Here is a 14948-nt window from a genome sequence, read left to right as displayed (position 1 = left end):
CAAGAATAGACTCAGCGCGTGACCCAGTCGTGCAGCACCTGCTCGACCCGCGCATCGGCCGGCACGCGGTTCAGACCGATGCGGCGGTCGAGCTCCTCATGCCAGTGATAGATGCGCCGCTCCTGATAGTTGAGCGGCATGCCCCGGAAGCCGTCGCTCTCCAGCGATTCCTGGATCTGCGGGGCATATTGGAGATCCTCGTAGAGAATCCGCGTCCAGTTATCGATCCGCGTCTCCCACATCGGGTGGGGGTTGGCGGGATCGTGATCCGGCCCGATCCAGCTCGACACGACGCGCGAGGTCTTGGGGCCGGTCGGCCAGAATTGCAGGATCGGGATGCCGCTGTCGGACGGCGGCATCACGAAATTGGGATAGATGTGATAGCTGACATTGTTATTCGCCGGCAGGTCCGTCACCGTCGGGATCTTCGGCATGCCGAGCGTGCCCGGATCCTTCCAGTCGGGCCGCGCATTGGGCGTCACCATCCGGCTATGTCCGTTCGGCCACAGCGTCACGATCATGCCGCGATGGTCGAGAAAGCGGTCGACCGTCTTCTGGTGGATCGACTTGATGTGATAGACTTCGAGAAAGGCGTCGAGCAGCACCTTCACATTGCAGCCGACATCGTAGCTGCGGCTGTCAACCAGGCGCAGATTGTCGAGCTGGAACTGGTCGAGCTCCTTCGCCATCGGGCCGATATGGTCGAGCAGGGGCTGTGCGTCGGGATCCTCGTTGACGAAGATCAGGCTGCCGAGCCGCTCGCAGCGAACGGGGATCAGCGAGCGACAGGAAAAATCGAGATCGACGAAGTCGCGCCGGTCGCGCACCGCCGTCAGCTTGCCGTCAAGCGTGTAGCTCCAGCCATGATAGCCGCAGACGAAGCCGCGCGATTCGCCGGCATCCTCGGTGACCAGCGGCGCGCCGCGATGCTGGCAGGTGTTGTAGAAGGCCCGAATCTCGCCGCCCAGATCGCGAACGATGATGATCGGCGAGCCGGTGTTGCGGGTGAGGAACCAGCTGCCCGGATTGGGCGCCTGATCAACATGGCCAGCATAGAGCCAAGCCTTCTTCCACATCGAGTCTTTCTCGAGCGCAAGAAACTCAGGATCGACATAGCGCTTGCCTGGGATGTCCGGCAGGCTGGGAAAGCCATCGGGGGCGGCCTTGCGGCCCCGTTCGAAGTCCATCCGTGCGTAATCTTCCACCGCACTGCCGCGACTGATACCGTCCATCGATCCTGTCCCGTCGGTCCTTGTGATCTCTCGATTGACTCGCCCTAACACAGCTGCGCATAAAAACAATCATGAATGATTTTTTGTTGGCCAATGCCCCGCTTTCGCTGCACCATCTGACGGTGCTCGACGCGACGCCGCTGGAGCTCATCGAGATCGCAGGCACACTGGGCTGCGATCATGTCTGCCTTTTCACCCATGTGCCCGAAGAAGGCCGGCAGATGTTCCCCAGCGTCGGCCGGGCGGATATTTCGGTGGTGCGCGACGCGCTCGCCAGCGCGGGCGTATCTCTCTGCAACATCGAGTTCTTTCCGATCGACGGCAAGCCCGACTACCCGGCCTTCGAGGAGGCTTTGGCGGTGGGACAGGCGCTCGGCGCGACCAAGGCGACGGTGCATGTCCACGGCCTGGACGATGACGAAGCCGTTCGCTGGCTGCGCGACTTCTGCGACCGCGCGGCGCCGTTCGGCATTGTGCCGGGGCTGGAACCCAACGCCTTCTCGGCGGTGCGATCGGTGGCCCATGCCGCCTCCATCATCCGGCGCGTCGAGCGCGACAATCTGGCGATGGTGTGCGACGCGCTTCACCTCGTTCGCAGCGGAGGCACGGTCGAGGACGTGGCGGAGGCCAGCGACCTGATCGGCTATTTCCAGATCTGCGACGGTCCGCTCCAGATCGCCGAGGACGATCGCTGGCATGAGGCGATTTTCGAGCGGGGCCTGCCGGGCAGCGGGGCCTTCCCGCTGCGCGAGGTGCTGCCGCTGCTTCGACCGGGCACGGTGATCGACGTCGAAGTGCCACAAAAGGCGGCCCGCAAGGCGGGAGTCGATGGTTTGGGCCGGGCGCGACAAGCGGTCGATGCGGCGCGATCGATATTGACCTCGCTCGATAGCAAGGATGCAGGCCGATGAGTTTCCAGCCGACGATCATCCAATATGCCTGGGTCGTGCCAGACCTGATCGAAGCCGCACGGCGCTGGCATGCGACGACGGGTATTGGCCCCTTCCTGGTGAACCGCGACCTGAAGCTCGACCAGCCGCGCTATCGCGGAGCTCCATCGACCACCCGCTTCTCGACAGCGGTCGCGCAGCATGGCGACGTGCAGATCGAACTGGTCGAGCAGCTGGACGACACGCGTTCGGCCTATCGCGACACGGTCGCCACCGGACAGACCGGTTTCCACCATGTCGCCTTCATCGCCGGCGACTATGACGCCGACCTCGCCCATTATGTCGGCCAGGGATTCGAGGTCGCGGCGGACGGCCTGTTCGGGCCAATGCGCTATGCCTATGTCGACACGTCGGCCACGCTCGGCCACATGATCGAGATCGTCGAAGACAAACCCGCGATCCGCGCCTTCTTCGGCGCGGTGCGCAAGGCCGCCGAACGCTGGGACCGCGATCCTGCGACTCTGATCCGAGAGCTGGGATAGCGCCACTCACGCGTTTCCCATTGGGGCTCAGGCGAAGACCAAAACCCCGGGAGAGGCGCGCGCCCTGACTCTCCCCGACCGTCATTCCCGCGAAGGCGGGAATCCACCGACGAACGAACTCCGAACCGGCAGAGGTTCACGCCGAGCATCCCGGTGGATTCCCGCCTCCGCGGGAGTGACGGGGAGGCGAGGAGGCGCGCCACTCCGTTCGTGCCATGCGAGCTGGGATAGCGCCGCTCACCCTTCCCAACCGAGACTCAGGCGAAAACCCAAGGCTCGGGAGAGGTGCGCGCCCTGACTCTCCCCGACCGTCATTCCCGCGAAGGCGGGAATCCACCGGCGAACGAACTCCGAACCGACAGAGGTTCACGCCAGGCGTCCGGCTGGATTCCCGCCTGCGCGGGAATGACGGGGAGGTGGGGGAACCGGCCACCCCATTCGTGTGGAGGCAGCGAGACACGCTGGCGCGCCGATGCCACTCGACTTCGCCTGGCAAAAACCGAGCGCGAATATCCCTAAGCCGACGGCTCCAGCGCCTTCGCCTTGCCGAACCCAAAGCCGCACCCATCGTCCACGATCTGCAGCAGTTCGACGACATTGCCGTCGCAGTCGCGGCCATAGGTCGCGCGCGTCGCCGCCGATCCGCCGGGCGGGCCGGTGAACTCCATGCCCAGCGCCGACAGCCGCTCATATTCGGCGAAGACGTCGTCGCAATAGAGGCACAGATGGATGATGCCGTGGTCGCACATGCGCGGCCGCACCGCCTCGCCGCGCGGTGCCGCATATTCGAAAACCTCGACATAGAGATTGCCGAGGCGGATCATCTGATAGCGCGCAGCGCTATCTTTCAGCCCCACCATCCGGTCGACGCGGTCGTTGCCCACCTCCCAGCCGCCACCGCCGCATAGCTCGAAGCCGAACCACCGTTCATAGTGATCGACGAAGCGGTCTATGTCGGGTGTCGACACCGCCAGATGATGGACGCCGCGGATCATGGCTTCGCGGCCGCAGCAGCCGCGCGCGCGGCCATCACGGCGTCGACGATCTCGGCATTGCGCGGATTGCGCCGCAGCGTGACGCCGCCATTCACCTGCAGCGTCTGCCCGGTCATGAAACAGGCGTCGGACACCAGCCAGGCCACCGCCTCGGCGATGTCGTCGCTCGTTCCGACACGGCCCAGCGGATATTCCCTGGCGAAGGTCTCGATGATCGCCGGATTGCGCCCCGCCTTCGCCGTCATCGGCGTAACGGTGAAGCCCGGGGCGACCGAATTGGCGCGAATGCCGCGATGGCCGAACTCGTTGGCGATGCAGCGGATGACATGATCGGCCCCCGCCTTGGTGCCCATATAGGCGGCATGGTCCTCAAGCATGATCGTCGCGGTGGCCGAGCTGATCTGGACCAGCGAGCCGCCGTCACGCATGACGCGCAGCATCGCCTGGTAGAACAGGATCGCGCCAGTGAACTGGAGCGCGGTCATGCGCTCTATCTCTTCCTTGGTCGTGTCGAGGAACGGCTTGAGCAGACCCCAGCCGGTCGCGTTGACGGCAATGTCGACACCGCCGAAGCGATCGACCGCCGCCTGGCCGAGGCGGGCCAGGTCCGCCTCGCTGGTCAGATCGCACTGGCCCACGGCAAGACCGCCCAGCTCCTCCGCCAGTTCGGCGAGCGGCTCGGGATCGCGTCCCGCCAGCACGAGTCGCGCGCCATCGGCCGCGAGCCTGCGGGCAATGGACTGCGCCATGTTGCCCCGCCCGGCCGCCCCCATTACGACCGCGACCTTACCGTCCAGATTCGCCATTTCCGCTCTCCTCTCCCTATCATTAAAAACAGGCATGACTGCCTTTTTCAATAGCTGATGGGCTGACACCTACCGCCCGGAAAGCGCGCTTTGCTGCGGTATTCTGCGGGAAAAGGCCCGGCTCCCTAAAAAAGACAATTGTGATTGTTTTATTTCCGCGCGATGCTAAGCCTTGCTTGGAGGAGCCTGAAAAATCGATGGATGCCAATCGCCCAGAGGCCGCGACGAGTGGCCATGTACGCCCGGACCCCAACGACCCGTCCCGCCCCAAGCGCGGCCTGGTGACGGAACAGCTCGCGACGCAGGAGACCGTCTTCCGGCCTGACCTGCTCGCTGGCCATCGTATCCTGATCACCGGCGGCGGCAGCGGCATGGGCAAGGCGACCGCCTTCCTGGCGACGCGCCTGGGTGCAGAGGTCGCGATCTGCGGCCGCAGCCCCGAAAAACTCGAGACCGTCCAGCGCGAGATCAAGGAAGCGACCGGCCGCGAGATCATGACCGCGTCGATGACGATCCGCGACCCGGAAGCCTGCGAGGCCCTGATCGCAGACATCTACGACCGGATGGGCGGGCTCGACACGCTGGTCAACAATGCCGGCGGCCAGTTTCCCCAGAATGCGATCGACTTCAGCCGCAAGGGCTGGCTGGCGGTGATCGACACCAATCTCAACGGCACCTGGTGGATGATGCAGGAGGCGGCCAAGCGCTGGCGCGACAGCGATACGCCCGGCCATGTCATCAACATCGTCGCCAATGTCGAGCGCGGCATGCCGCAGGCGGCGCACACCTGCGCCGCGCGCGCCGGAGTGATCTATCTGTCGAAGACGCTCGCGACCGAATGGGCGCCGTTCAAGGTCCGCGTCAACTGCATCGGCCCCGGTGTGATCGAGACCGAGGGCTTCGGCGTCTATCCCGAAGAGGCGCTGGTTCGCTTCCACAAGGCCAATCCGATGAAGGTCCGGGGCAATGCCTGGGACGTGGCAGAGGCCATCGCTTATCTCGCCTCTCCGGCGGGCCGTTTCATCAATGGCGATCTGATGATCATCGACGGCGGCCAGGCGCAGTGGGGCGTCGTGTGGCCGGGCGGCATGCCCGATTATTTCGCGGAAAATGGCGCGGCCTGAAGGCTGGCCGACGATGGAGAGATTGATGGGACAGGATCGTGGCGGCCGCGTGGCCGGCAAGGTGGCATTGGTCACCGGTGGCGGATCGGGCCTGGGCAAGGCCGATTGCGAGGCGCTGGCGCGCGAGGGCGCGACGGTCGTCGTCACCGATGTAAAGCTTGAGCCGGCACAGAAGGTAGCCGAGGCAATCGGCAATGGCGCCGTCGCCATGGTTCTCGACGTGGCCTCCGAAGACCAGTGGATCGCGACGATCAAGGCGATCGAGGATCGCTTCGGCCGGCTCGACGTGCTCGTCAACAATGCCGGCGTCGTGCTGTCGGCCGATGTCGAGGGCACCTCGCTCGACCAGTTCCGTTTCGTCAACGCGGTGATGAACGAGGGCGTCTTTCTCGGCTGCAAATATGCGATCCCGCTGATGAACCGCAACGATGGCGGCTCGATCATCAACATGTCGTCCACCGGCGCGCTGCTCGGCTATCCGATCTTCTTCGCCTATTCCGCCGCCAAGGGCGCGGTGCGGTCGATGACCAAGTCGATCGCGGTGATGTGCCAGGAGAAGGGCTATAAGATCCGCTGCAATTCGGTGCATCCCGGCGCGATCGAGACGCCGATGGTGCAGGAAGCCGAGGGCCGCGTCGGTCAGGTCCAGGCCGTCGCCACCGGCGTGCTGCCGCCCGGCGCCAAGGGCGCACCCGAGGACGTGGCCGCAATGGTCCTGTTCCTCGCCTCCGACGAATCCCGCTTCGTCAACGGCGCCGAACTCGTCGTCGACAATGGCGTGACGATCCGGCCGTTCTGACGCGGTCCGGTCCGGCGGCGTTCAGGCGCCGCCGAGGATGTTGATCGTGAAGGCCAGCACGCCGATGTTGAAGATGAAGGCGGCGACGCAGTGGGCGATCGCCACGCGCCGCATGTGCCGCCCGCTCATCTCGACGTCTGACGTCTGGAAAGTCATCCCCAGCGTGAAGGCGAAATAGACGAAGTCCCAATAATCGGGGTCGTCATCACCGGGAAAATCGAGCCCGCGCGCATCGCGTCCGTCCCTTTGGCTGTAATAAAGATGCGCATAGTGCAGCGCATAGATCATGTTGCTGAACAGCCAGGCGAGCAGCAGCGTGACGATCACCAGCGCGGTGCCGCTGGCATGAAGCTCGCCCTTGCCGGCGAGTTCGAAGCCGACCGCCACCAATATCGTCACGCAAACGGTACCGGTTACCGCCAGCAGTGTCACGCGATTGGCGTCGTTGCGTTCGGCCGCGTCGCGCATGGCGGGCGGATCCTTGGCGAGCAGCGGAACGACCGAAAGCAGGAACAACGCTGCCCCAGCGTCGAAGCCCACCAGCGCCGCGCGCGACCAGCCCAGCCGGTCGAACGCCAGCCAGAAGACGGCAGCCGACAGTAGGAGAAAGGCGAGGAAGCGCGGCGGAGCGACATGGTGACCGAGCGCGAGGCGGAACGACATGGACGATCTTCTAGCCTGCCCCCGCCCCGGCCGCTATGGCCCATCCATGGCTTGGATATTGCTCATTGCCGGCGGCTGTTTCGAAGTCGGCTTCACCACCTGCCTGCGCTTCGTCGACGGCTTCCGCAACATTCCCTGGACGATCGCCTTTCTCGTCTCGGTGACCCTGTCCATGGGCCTGCTCGAGGTGGCGAGCCGGTCGATTCCGATGGGCACGGCCTATGCGGTCTGGACCGGCATCGGTGCGATCGGCACGGTTCTGGTCGGGATGATCTGGTTCGGCGAGCCTGCGACCAGCATCCGAATCCTGTTGCTGCTGACGATCGTCGCCTGCATCGCCGGACTCAAATTCGTCGCCCACTGAGCAAAACCGTCAGCCCCTTGCCAGCCGGCGCTCCGGGCTGGCATGCCGGGCCTGAGCGGCGATCCCCCGGCCGCGCATCAGGAGTGTCATGCGTTATTTTCTCGATACCGAGTTCAACGGCTTCGGCGGCGACCTGCTGAGTCTGGCGCTGGTGCCCGAATATGGCGACCAGGACTATTATGTCGTGATCCCGACCGACGCGCCCTATCACCCCTGGGTCGAGAAGCATGTCGTCCCCTATCTCGAGTCGGTGCCGCGCATGCTCTACAACCGGCTCGACCGGATCGCAGCCGCGCATGACGTCGCAGCGTTTCTGGCGGGCGATCCCGATCCCGTGATCGTCGCCGACTGGCCCGAAGATATCGCGCTGTTCTGCCGGCTGCTGCTGGTGGGAGAGACAGAGATCGTCGACGTCCGCCACATGCGCTTCGAATTCCATCGCACGCCCGGCTTCTCGACCGCGCGCAACAGCGCCGTTCCGCACAATGCGCTGCACGATGCGCGTGCATTGCGTGACCATCTCACCAGCCTCGACTGAACAGACCAGCGCTATTCCATCTCTGTCATGGAAGCGCCCGACGCGACCGCCTATGCTGTCGCACGATATCGAAGGAGAGCCATCCCGATGAAGACCAGCTTCCTCAACCCCATGCGCGCGACACTGGTCGCCGCGATGGCCCTGCTGATCGCGAGCTGCGGGCAGCAGACGAAGAAGGACGATGCCACCGGCAGCGGATCGGCGGCAGCAGCGGGCGCCCTGTCCGGTGCGGGCGCGACCTTTCCGGCGCCGCTCTATGCAAAATGGGCGGAAAGCTACAAGGCCCAGACCGGCGTCGGCCTGAACTATCAGGCGATCGGCTCGGGCGGCGGAATCAAGCAGATCAAGGCCAACACCGTCGACTTCGGCGCCTCGGACAAACCGCTCAAGGCGGACGAACTCGCCGCTGCCGGCCTCTACCAGTTCCCGACCGTGATGGGCGGCGTCGTGCCGGTGGTGAACATCCCCGGCATCACCCCCGGTCAGGTGCGCCTGTCGGGCGAACTGCTCGGCGCGATCTTCCTGGGTGAGGTCACCAAATGGACCGACCCGCGCATCGCCGCGCTCAACCCCGGCGTGAAGCTCCCCGCGCTGCCGATCACCGTCGTCCACCGTTCGGACGGATCGGGCACTTCCTTCCTGTTCACCAGCTATCTGGCCGCGAAGAGTCCCGCATGGGGATCGAAGGTCGGCGCGAGCGACGCCGTGTCCTGGCCCACCGGCATCGGCGGCAAGGGCAATGACGGCGTCTCCGCCTTCGTCGGCCAGACCAAAGGGTCGATCGGCTATGTCGAATATGCCTATGCCAAGCAGAACAAGATGAGCCACGTCCTGCTGCAGAACGCGGCGGGCGGTTTCGTCGCACCGTCGGCCGAGAGCTTCGCCGCGGCCGCCGCTGGCGCCGACTGGGCGGCAGCACCCGGCAATTATCTGCTGCTGCTGGACCAGCCGGGCGAGAAGAGCTGGCCGATCACGGGCGCGACCTTCATCCTGCTCCACAAAAAGCAGGAAAACGTCGCCAAGGCCAAGGCCGCACTCGGCTTCTTCGACTGGGCAATGGGCAAGGGCGATGCCGAGGCGGTCGCGCTCGACTATGTCCCGCTGCCCGCCGAGGTGAAGGGGCTGGTCCGCAAGCAATGGGCCGAAACGATCACCGGGCCGGACGGCAAGCCGCTCTACACGCCGGCGCCCTGAGCGGGCTCTGCCTTCATGAAAAAGGGGCCGTCGGCGCAGTGCCGGCGGCCCCTTTTATTGTGGTCCGGGCCGGAGCGGAACGCCCGGCCCTGCCATCCCTGCGGTCCGATCAGTTCGGAACGACGGTGACCGCGCGGCGGTTCTGCGCCCAGGAGGCTTCGTCCGAACCGGTCGCCAGCGGGCGTTCCTTGCCGTAGCTGATCACCGAGACGCGCGATGCCGGCACGCCGATGCTGACCAGATAGTTCTTGGCGGCATTGGCACGGCGCTCGCCGAGGGCGAGATTATATTCGCGCGTGCCGCGCTCGTCGCAGTGTCCCTCGATCGTCACCGAGACATTCGGGTATTTTGCCAGCCACTGGGCCTGGCGGCTCAGCGTCGCCTGGTCCTCGGCATCGACGTCATAGGAGTCGGTGTCGAAAAAGACGGTGTCGGTGCCGGCCTGCGCCAGGAAGTCGGCGCGCGATCCCGGAACCGGGCCGGTCTGCGGCGGCGGCGGGGGAGTGGTCTCAGGCATGGGAGCCGGCGCGGTGGTCGGCGGCGGCGGGGGCAGTTCTTCCGGCTTCTTCTTCGAGCAAGCCGCAACGCTCAGTGCCAGCGCGGACACGAGCGCGATCTTCAGGGTCGTACGCGCCATCTAAATCTCCTTCCTCAGCTGGTTACGGTTGAATAACGTCTTTTTTTCCCAATTTCTCCCAGAAATCCCCTCATGGCAGCAACGGCCCCCAGGCCGGGTCCGAACCGTCGAGCGGCGTCGGGATGGGGCGTTCGTTGACGCCGGTCAGATCGACCGACCAGAGATCGGCCTTGCCCGACCCCTGAGCGGTGCGGAAGAACATGATCACGCGGCCATTGGGCGACCAGCTGGGGCCTTCGTCCTGCCAGCCATTGGTCAGGATCTTCTCGCCCGAGCCATCGATGTTCATGACGCCGACATTGAAGCCGCCGCCGATCCGGGTGAAGGCGATCAGGTCCCCGCGCGGGCTCCAGGCGGCACTGCCATAGCGGCCCGAGCCGAAGCTGATCCGGTTCTGGTTCGAGCCGTCGGCGTTCATAACATAGAGCTGCTGGGTGCCCGAACGATCGCTTTCGAACACGATCTTCGATCCGTCGGGCGAGTAGCTGGCGCCGGTATCGATACCGGGCGAGGTCGTCAGCCGCTGGGGCGTGCCGCCTGTGCTGGGCACGCGATAGATGTCGGTGTTGCCGCCGACCGCCATCGAGAAGACGATATAGCGCCCATCGGGCGAGAAGCGCGGCGAAAAGGTCATGTTGGGCTGATCGACCACCAGACGCTGCGAGCCGGAGCCGATGTCGTACACATACACCCGCGCCCGGTTGTTGGTGTAGGACATGTAGGTGATCGTCTGCTGGTTAGGCGCGAAGCGCGGGGTCAGCACGATCGACTGGCCATTGGTCAGGAAGCGATGGTTCGCGCCGTCCTGGTCCATGATCCCAAGCCGCTTGATACGGTTCGTCTTCGGCCCGGTTTCCGAGACATAGACGACGCGGCTGTCGAAATAGGGGCCTTCGCCCGTCAGCCGGGTATAGACCTGATCGGCGCATTTATGCGCGGCCCGGCGCCACTGGCCGGGCTGGACGACGAAGCCCTGCCGGGTCAGCTCGCTGCGCGCCAGCACGTCGTAGAGATAGCAGCCCACCGTGAGCGTGCCGTCGCCATTGGCCTGGACGAAGCCCTGCACCAGCGCCTGCGCGCCGCTCTGGGTCCAGAACATATAGTCGGGCGCGGTCACCTGCGGATGGGTGACTGTCTGCATCGCGCTCTTGGGCAGCGGGCTGAACAGGCCGCTGTTCTTGAGGTCGGCGGTGACCACCTCGGCGACGCGCTGTCCGAGGGCGGCGGTGTCGCCGGCGGGTGTGTTGGCAACGGCCGGAGTGGGCATGCCGGGCACCGCGATCGGCATGGGCTGCGCGATGCCGCCGGTAATGTCGACCTCGAGCTGCGCGGTGGCCGGCGACGCCGCCAGCGTGAAGCTCAACAGGGACAGGGCAAGGCCAAAGCGCATTCTCGTCTCCTTCGCCCCGCTCGGGCCATGCTGCCCAAAGCGGGGGCAATAGTCAAAAATCTGGCTCATCAGTTCATCTGCGCCGGACGGAAGGTGAAGGCCACATCCTCCCAGCCACCCTCGTACAGATCGGGCGGAAGCTTGTACGGGGCGCAACGTTGCAACGCCCGGGTGGCGGCTTCGTTCATCTGCCGCACATAGGGCTGGTTGGTTGGCGTCACGCCCAGATTGCCGATCACCTCGGGCGCGACCGCGATCGAACCGTCGGGCTTGAAGCGCAGCCGTACCCGCGTGATGATGCTTGCCGTGTCGGCGCCGCCGGCAGGTATGGTGTAGCAGGGCTTCACCTGGCTCGCGATCAACGCGACAAGGCCGTTCATTGCGATCGGGCTGATCGATGCGGCGCGGGGTGCGGCGCCCTTGCCGGCGGACTTATCGACCGGAATGCCCTTGAGGAAGTCGGTGCCAAGCGAGGTCGCCTTGGGCTTCGGCTTCGCGGGTGCCGGCGTAACCTTCGCCGCAGGCGCCGGGGCAGCCTTAGCCGGGGTCGGAGGCGTCTTTTCAGCGGGCTTGGGCGTCGGCGCGGGCGCAGGCTTGGGCGGAGCCGGCTTCAGAGCGGGCTTCGGGGTCGGCGCCGGTTTGGGCGGCGTCGGCGGAGCCGGCTCGGGCTTGGCGGGCGCGGGGGTCGGCTCGGGCGGGGTTTCCTCGACCGGACCGAGTTCGGGCGCCTGCGCGGCCTGCGGCGGCTCCTTCGAGATTTCGGGCGCGGCCGAAACGAGCCCGGCCTTATCGACGAGCATCACGTCCATCGGCTCGCTGAGCTTGGGCATCTGCCGGACGCTCATCAGGTTCAGCGACAGCAGGGCGAGCAGGCCGACATGGCCCGCGATCGACAGCCCCAGCCCTGCACCCTCGGACCGCTCCATCCTAGGGCACCGCCGGCTCGGGAACTTCGTCCCCGTCGACGCGGCCGCCAGTCTGCGGGCCCGCCGCCTCGCCCTCGCCCAGCGTGACGAGCGCAACGCGGTTGAGCCCGGCATGGTTGAGCGCGCCCATCACCGCCATGACGCGGCCATAGTCGAGCGCGCGATCGGCGCGCAGGAAGATTTGCGGGCTGTCCTTACCCTTGCCCGATTTGGCCGCGATCTCGGCGAACTGCGCCTCCATCGCGGCGATCTGGATCTCGCGGTCGTCGAGATAGACGCGGCCGTCCTTGTCGATCGACAGCTGGATCGGCTTCTTGTCCTGATCGAGCGCACCGGCCGAGCTTTCGGGCAGGTCGACGGGCACGCCCGCGAGCAGCAGCGGCGCGGTGACCATGAAGATGATCAGCAGCACCAGCATCACGTCGACGAGCGGCGTGACGTTGATCTCCGCCATCGGCGCGCGCCGGCCGCCGCGCCCGGATACGGGGCCGCCCATGCCCATCAGAGGCGCTCCAGTTCCCGGCTGAGGGTCATGTGGATCGCATCGCCGAAGCGGTGGAGCTGGCCCTCGATCTTCGAGACGGTGTGGAGCAGCCGGTTATAGGCGATGACCGCCGGGATCGCGGCGAACAGACCCAGTGCCGTCGCGAACAGCGCCTCGGCGATGCCAGGGGCCACGACGCCGAGCGAGGTGTTCTGCGAGGCGGCGATATCGGTGAAGCTGCGCATGATGCCCCAGACGGTGCCGAACAGGCCGACGAAAGGCGCGACCGAGCCGACCGTGGCGAGGATGTTAAGGCGATCCGACAGCCGGTCGATCTCGCTCCCCGCCGCCGCGCCGAGCGCATTGGCGAGCCGCGCGCGGGTACCATCGCGGTCGATCGCTTGGCCCGAACGCACCGAGCGGCGCCATTCGGCGACGCCGGCCGAGAAGACCTTGGCGGCCGGGATGTCCTGCCGGCCCGGGCCTTCGTAGAATTTGTCGATATCCTCGGACTTCCAGAAATCCGCCTCGAATCCCTTGCTCTCCTTGAGCGCGCGGCCGAGCGACAGGGTTCCGGACAGGATGATCGTCCAGGTCCAGATGCTGGCCGCGAGCAGGCCGATCATCACCGCCTTCACGACGATGTCTGCCTGGAGGAAGAGGGCGATGGGCGAGAGCGCCGAGGTCGATGCGGAGACCGCCATTTCCTGCATCATCAATTCAATCCGTCCCTTTTCAAACTCTCAAACGTCTCGATCCAGTGGCGGGGCTGACGCTTCGGACGGCCGTCCGATCCGATCAGGGCGACCGAGACATCGGCTTCCACCAATGTTTCGGACCCGCGCATGACTCTCTGATGAACGACGCATGAGGCGCCCCGGATATTCCCCATCCGGCTGACCACCAGAAGATTGTCGTCGAGCCGGCCCGGCGCGCGATAGCGCAGACCCATTTCGACGACCACATAATTGCCTTCGCCGCGCTCCATCGCGCCGCGCTGATCGATGCCGGCCAGCAACATCATGTCGCTGCGCGCCCGTTCCATGAACCGCAGATAGCTCGCGTGATAAACGACACCGCCCGCATCGGTATCCTCGAAATAGACGCGCAGCGCGAAAAGATGCGCGCCCGCTTCGAAGCGTCCGGAATAGGGTGTGTCGTGCATTGTCGCCTGTTTAAGCGATCGCGGCCCGAAATGAACGGATATTCGCGGAAAGCGGCTCGGTTCGCCCTATGGGAACGTCGATCCGGCGATGTCGTGACGGCAGCGGATGTCAGACGCCGTCGAACAGGCCGTCCTGTCCCGCCTCGGGCGGCGGTGCGATGCCGAGATGCTTCCAGCCTCTTCCGTTCAGGCAGCGCCCGCGCGCGGTGCGGGCGATCAGGCCGAGCTGGATCAGATAGGGTTCGATCACGTCCTCGATCGTGTCGCGCGGCTCGGACAGGCCGGCGGCGAGTGTCTCCACCCCGACGGGTCCGCCGCGATAGATGTCGGCGATCATGTGGAGATAGCGCCGGTCCATCGCATCGAGGCCAAGGCTGTCGACCTCGAGCCGGTTGAGCGCCTGGTCGGCGACCTTGGCGTCGACGATCTCCGATCCCAGCACATGCGCGAAGTCGCGGACGCGTCGCAGCAGGCGGCCGGCGATGCGCGGCGTTCCCCGCGCCCGGCGCGCGATCTCGACCGCGCCATCGGACGAGATCGGCAGGTCGAGAAGCCGCGAGGCACGCGCCACCACCTTCTCCAGTTCCTCGACCGTGTAGAATTGCAGACGGATCGGAATACCGAAACGATCGCGCAGGGGCGTGGTGATCAGCCCCTGTCGCGTCGTCGCACCAACCAGGGTGAAGCGGGGGAGATCGATCCGCACGCTGCGTGCCGACGGCCCCTCGCCGATCATCAGGTCGAGCGCGCGATCCTCCATCGCCGGATAGAGCACCTCCTCGACCTGCGGCTGGAGGCGGTGGATCTCGTCGATGAAGAGGACGTCGCCATCCTCGAGATTGGTCAGAAGCGCCGCCAGGTCCCCCGACTTGGCGATGACCGGGCCGGAGGTCGCGCGAAACCCCGCGCCCATTTCCTTGGCGATGATCTGCGCCAGCGTGGTCTTGCCCAGACCCGGCGGGCCGAAGAACAGGACGTGGTCCAGCGCATCGCCGCGTTTGCGGGCCGCCTCGATGAACACGCGCAGATTGTCGCGCGCCGCCTTCTGGCCGACGAACTCGTCGAGCGACTTGGGGCGCAGCGCGGCATCGACGTCCTCGGGACGTCGGCCGGCGGAAAGGAGGCGGTCGGGTTCGCTCATGGCTGGTCGTCGTTCCCTAACCGTTCTTGCCCCCCGCTGTCGACCTCGCTCGTCGGAG

At 65.8% G+C, this 14948-nt stretch carries 18 protein-coding genes; 7 read left to right on the top strand and 11 right to left on the bottom strand.

Annotation, left to right across the window (positions count from 1 at the left end; translation table 11 throughout):
- Positions 1-11 precede the first annotated feature (11 nt).
- Positions 12-1232, bottom strand: a complete 1221-nt coding sequence (locus G6P88_RS14445; protein WP_165323790.1) for an aromatic ring-hydroxylating oxygenase subunit alpha — start codon at positions 1230-1232, stop codon at positions 12-14.
- Between the two features lie 71 nt (positions 1233-1303).
- Between G6P88_RS14445 and G6P88_RS14440 the strand changes: the two genes are divergently transcribed.
- Positions 1304-2143, top strand: a complete 840-nt coding sequence (locus tag G6P88_RS14440; RefSeq protein WP_165323789.1) for a sugar phosphate isomerase/epimerase family protein — start codon at positions 1304-1306, stop codon at positions 2141-2143.
- A complete protein-coding gene (locus G6P88_RS14435) occupies positions 2140-2664 on the top strand; it encodes a VOC family protein (RefSeq protein WP_165323788.1) in 525 nt (174 codons plus the stop codon). The genes G6P88_RS14440 and G6P88_RS14435 overlap by 4 nt, the downstream gene beginning before the upstream one ends.
- Positions 2665-3179: 515 nt before the next feature.
- Here G6P88_RS14435 and G6P88_RS14430 read toward each other — a convergent pair.
- Both G6P88_RS14430 and G6P88_RS14425 read right to left on the bottom strand, forming a co-directional pair.
- Positions 3180-3659 (bottom strand): VOC family protein, encoded by a 480-nt coding sequence (locus G6P88_RS14430; RefSeq protein WP_165323787.1) that lies wholly within the window; start codon positions 3657-3659, stop codon positions 3180-3182.
- Complete coding sequence (locus G6P88_RS14425; RefSeq protein ID WP_165323786.1) at positions 3656-4465, bottom strand: SDR family oxidoreductase; 810 nt, start codon at positions 4463-4465, stop codon at positions 3656-3658. Before G6P88_RS14425 ends, G6P88_RS14430 begins: the two co-directional genes overlap by 4 nt.
- 197 nt (positions 4466-4662) lie before the next feature.
- On the opposite strand from G6P88_RS14425, the gene G6P88_RS14420 reads away from it, so the two are divergent.
- Entirely contained in the window at positions 4663-5589 is a 927-nt protein-coding gene (locus G6P88_RS14420) for an SDR family oxidoreductase (RefSeq protein WP_165323785.1), read from the top strand.
- A 25-nt stretch (positions 5590-5614) separates the two neighbouring features.
- Positions 5615-6388 (top strand): SDR family oxidoreductase, encoded by a 774-nt coding sequence (locus tag G6P88_RS14415; protein ID WP_165325207.1) that lies wholly within the window; start codon positions 5615-5617, stop codon positions 6386-6388.
- A 21-nt stretch (positions 6389-6409) separates the two neighbouring features.
- On the opposite strand, the gene G6P88_RS14410 is transcribed toward G6P88_RS14415, so the two are convergent.
- Positions 6410-7051, bottom strand: coding sequence for a DUF1345 domain-containing protein (locus tag G6P88_RS14410; RefSeq protein WP_165323784.1), 642 nt, complete (start codon positions 7049-7051; stop codon positions 6410-6412).
- Here G6P88_RS14410 and G6P88_RS14405 point away from each other — a divergent pair.
- The 3 genes from G6P88_RS14405 (at position 7050) to pstS (ending at position 9147) form a co-directional block, all read left to right on the top strand.
- On the top strand, positions 7050-7415 hold the full coding sequence (locus tag G6P88_RS14405) for a DMT family transporter (RefSeq protein WP_345719165.1): 366 nt from the start codon (positions 7050-7052) through the stop codon (positions 7413-7415). The genes G6P88_RS14410 and G6P88_RS14405 overlap by 2 nt on opposite strands.
- 88 nt (positions 7416-7503) lie before the next feature.
- The gene (locus tag G6P88_RS14400) at positions 7504-7953 is read left to right on the top strand and encodes a hypothetical protein (protein WP_165323783.1); all 450 of its coding nucleotides are present in this window, start codon (positions 7504-7506) and stop codon (positions 7951-7953) included.
- A gap of 87 nt (positions 7954-8040) precedes the next feature.
- Positions 8041-9147, top strand: a complete 1107-nt coding sequence (gene pstS / locus G6P88_RS14395) for a phosphate ABC transporter substrate-binding protein PstS (protein WP_226946573.1) — start codon at positions 8041-8043, stop codon at positions 9145-9147.
- 109 nt (positions 9148-9256) lie between these two features.
- Here pstS and pal read toward each other — a convergent pair whose 3' ends face one another.
- From pal to ruvB, 7 genes are all read right to left on the bottom strand, one after another.
- On the bottom strand, positions 9257-9784 hold the full coding sequence (pal, locus tag G6P88_RS14390; RefSeq protein WP_165323782.1) for a peptidoglycan-associated lipoprotein Pal: 528 nt from the start codon (positions 9782-9784) through the stop codon (positions 9257-9259).
- Positions 9785-9854: 70 nt separating this feature from the next.
- Positions 9855-11174 (bottom strand): Tol-Pal system beta propeller repeat protein TolB, encoded by a 1320-nt coding sequence (gene tolB / locus G6P88_RS14385; protein WP_165323781.1) that lies wholly within the window; start codon positions 11172-11174, stop codon positions 9855-9857.
- Between the two features lie 68 nt (positions 11175-11242).
- Positions 11243-12100, bottom strand: a complete 858-nt coding sequence (locus G6P88_RS14380; protein WP_165323780.1) for a hypothetical protein — start codon at positions 12098-12100, stop codon at positions 11243-11245.
- Position 12101: 1 nt separating this feature from the next.
- The gene (tolR, locus tag G6P88_RS14375) at positions 12102-12602 is read right to left on the bottom strand and encodes a protein TolR (protein ID WP_165323779.1); all 501 of its coding nucleotides are present in this window, start codon (positions 12600-12602) and stop codon (positions 12102-12104) included.
- Positions 12602-13300: a protein TolQ gene (gene tolQ, locus G6P88_RS14370; RefSeq protein ID WP_165323778.1), complete on the bottom strand. Its 699-nt coding sequence runs from the start codon at positions 13298-13300 to the stop codon at positions 12602-12604. The genes tolR and tolQ overlap by 1 nt, the downstream gene beginning before the upstream one ends.
- Positions 13300-13749 carry a YbgC/FadM family acyl-CoA thioesterase gene (locus tag G6P88_RS14365; protein ID WP_165323777.1) on the bottom strand — a complete coding sequence of 150 codons (450 nt, stop codon included), beginning with the start codon at positions 13747-13749 and terminating at the stop codon, positions 13300-13302. The genes tolQ and G6P88_RS14365 overlap by 1 nt, the downstream gene beginning before the upstream one ends.
- A gap of 109 nt (positions 13750-13858) precedes the next feature.
- Positions 13859-14890: a Holliday junction branch migration DNA helicase RuvB gene (gene ruvB, locus G6P88_RS14360; protein ID WP_165323776.1), complete on the bottom strand. Its 1032-nt coding sequence runs from the start codon at positions 14888-14890 to the stop codon at positions 13859-13861.
- Positions 14891-14948: the final 58 nt, after the last annotated feature.

It is taken from the genome of Rhizorhabdus phycosphaerae (genome assembly GCF_011044255.1).
Lineage (GTDB): Bacteria > Pseudomonadota > Alphaproteobacteria > Sphingomonadales > Sphingomonadaceae > Rhizorhabdus > Rhizorhabdus phycosphaerae.
This window is presented reverse-complemented; position numbering and strand designations above follow the sequence as displayed.

Coding starts and splice junctions, on each gene's coding strand:
- G6P88_RS14440 (WP_165323789.1), top strand. CDS start 1,304: ATGAATGATTTTTTGTTGGCCAATGCCCCGCTTTCGCTGCACCATCTG.
- G6P88_RS14430 (WP_165323787.1), bottom strand. CDS start 3,659: ATGATCCGCGGCGTCCATCATCTGGCGGTGTCGACACCCGACATAGAC.
- G6P88_RS14415 (WP_165325207.1), top strand. CDS start 5,615: ATGGGACAGGATCGTGGCGGCCGCGTGGCCGGCAAGGTGGCATTGGTC.
- G6P88_RS14405 (WP_345719165.1), top strand. CDS start 7,050: ATGGACGATCTTCTAGCCTGCCCCCGCCCCGGCCGCTATGGCCCATCC.
- G6P88_RS14425 (WP_165323786.1), bottom strand. CDS start 4,465: ATGGCGAATCTGGACGGTAAGGTCGCGGTCGTAATGGGGGCGGCCGGG.
- G6P88_RS14380 (WP_165323780.1), bottom strand. CDS start 12,100: ATGGAGCGGTCCGAGGGTGCAGGGCTGGGGCTGTCGATCGCGGGCCAT.
- G6P88_RS14445 (WP_165323790.1), bottom strand. CDS start 1,232: ATGGACGGTATCAGTCGCGGCAGTGCGGTGGAAGATTACGCACGGATG.
- G6P88_RS14400 (WP_165323783.1), top strand. CDS start 7,504: ATGCGTTATTTTCTCGATACCGAGTTCAACGGCTTCGGCGGCGACCTG.
- pal (WP_165323782.1), bottom strand. CDS start 9,784: ATGGCGCGTACGACCCTGAAGATCGCGCTCGTGTCCGCGCTGGCACTG.
- pstS (WP_226946573.1), top strand. CDS start 8,041: ATGAAGACCAGCTTCCTCAACCCCATGCGCGCGACACTGGTCGCCGCG.
- tolR (WP_165323779.1), bottom strand. CDS start 12,602: ATGGGCATGGGCGGCCCCGTATCCGGGCGCGGCGGCCGGCGCGCGCCG.
- ruvB (WP_165323776.1), bottom strand. CDS start 14,890: ATGAGCGAACCCGACCGCCTCCTTTCCGCCGGCCGACGTCCCGAGGAC.
- G6P88_RS14365 (WP_165323777.1), bottom strand. CDS start 13,749: ATGCACGACACACCCTATTCCGGACGCTTCGAAGCGGGCGCGCATCTT.
- G6P88_RS14435 (WP_165323788.1), top strand. CDS start 2,140: ATGAGTTTCCAGCCGACGATCATCCAATATGCCTGGGTCGTGCCAGAC.
- tolQ (WP_165323778.1), bottom strand. CDS start 13,300: ATGATGCAGGAAATGGCGGTCTCCGCATCGACCTCGGCGCTCTCGCCC.
- G6P88_RS14410 (WP_165323784.1), bottom strand. CDS start 7,051: ATGTCGTTCCGCCTCGCGCTCGGTCACCATGTCGCTCCGCCGCGCTTC.
- tolB (WP_165323781.1), bottom strand. CDS start 11,174: ATGCGCTTTGGCCTTGCCCTGTCCCTGTTGAGCTTCACGCTGGCGGCG.
- G6P88_RS14420 (WP_165323785.1), top strand. CDS start 4,663: ATGGATGCCAATCGCCCAGAGGCCGCGACGAGTGGCCATGTACGCCCG.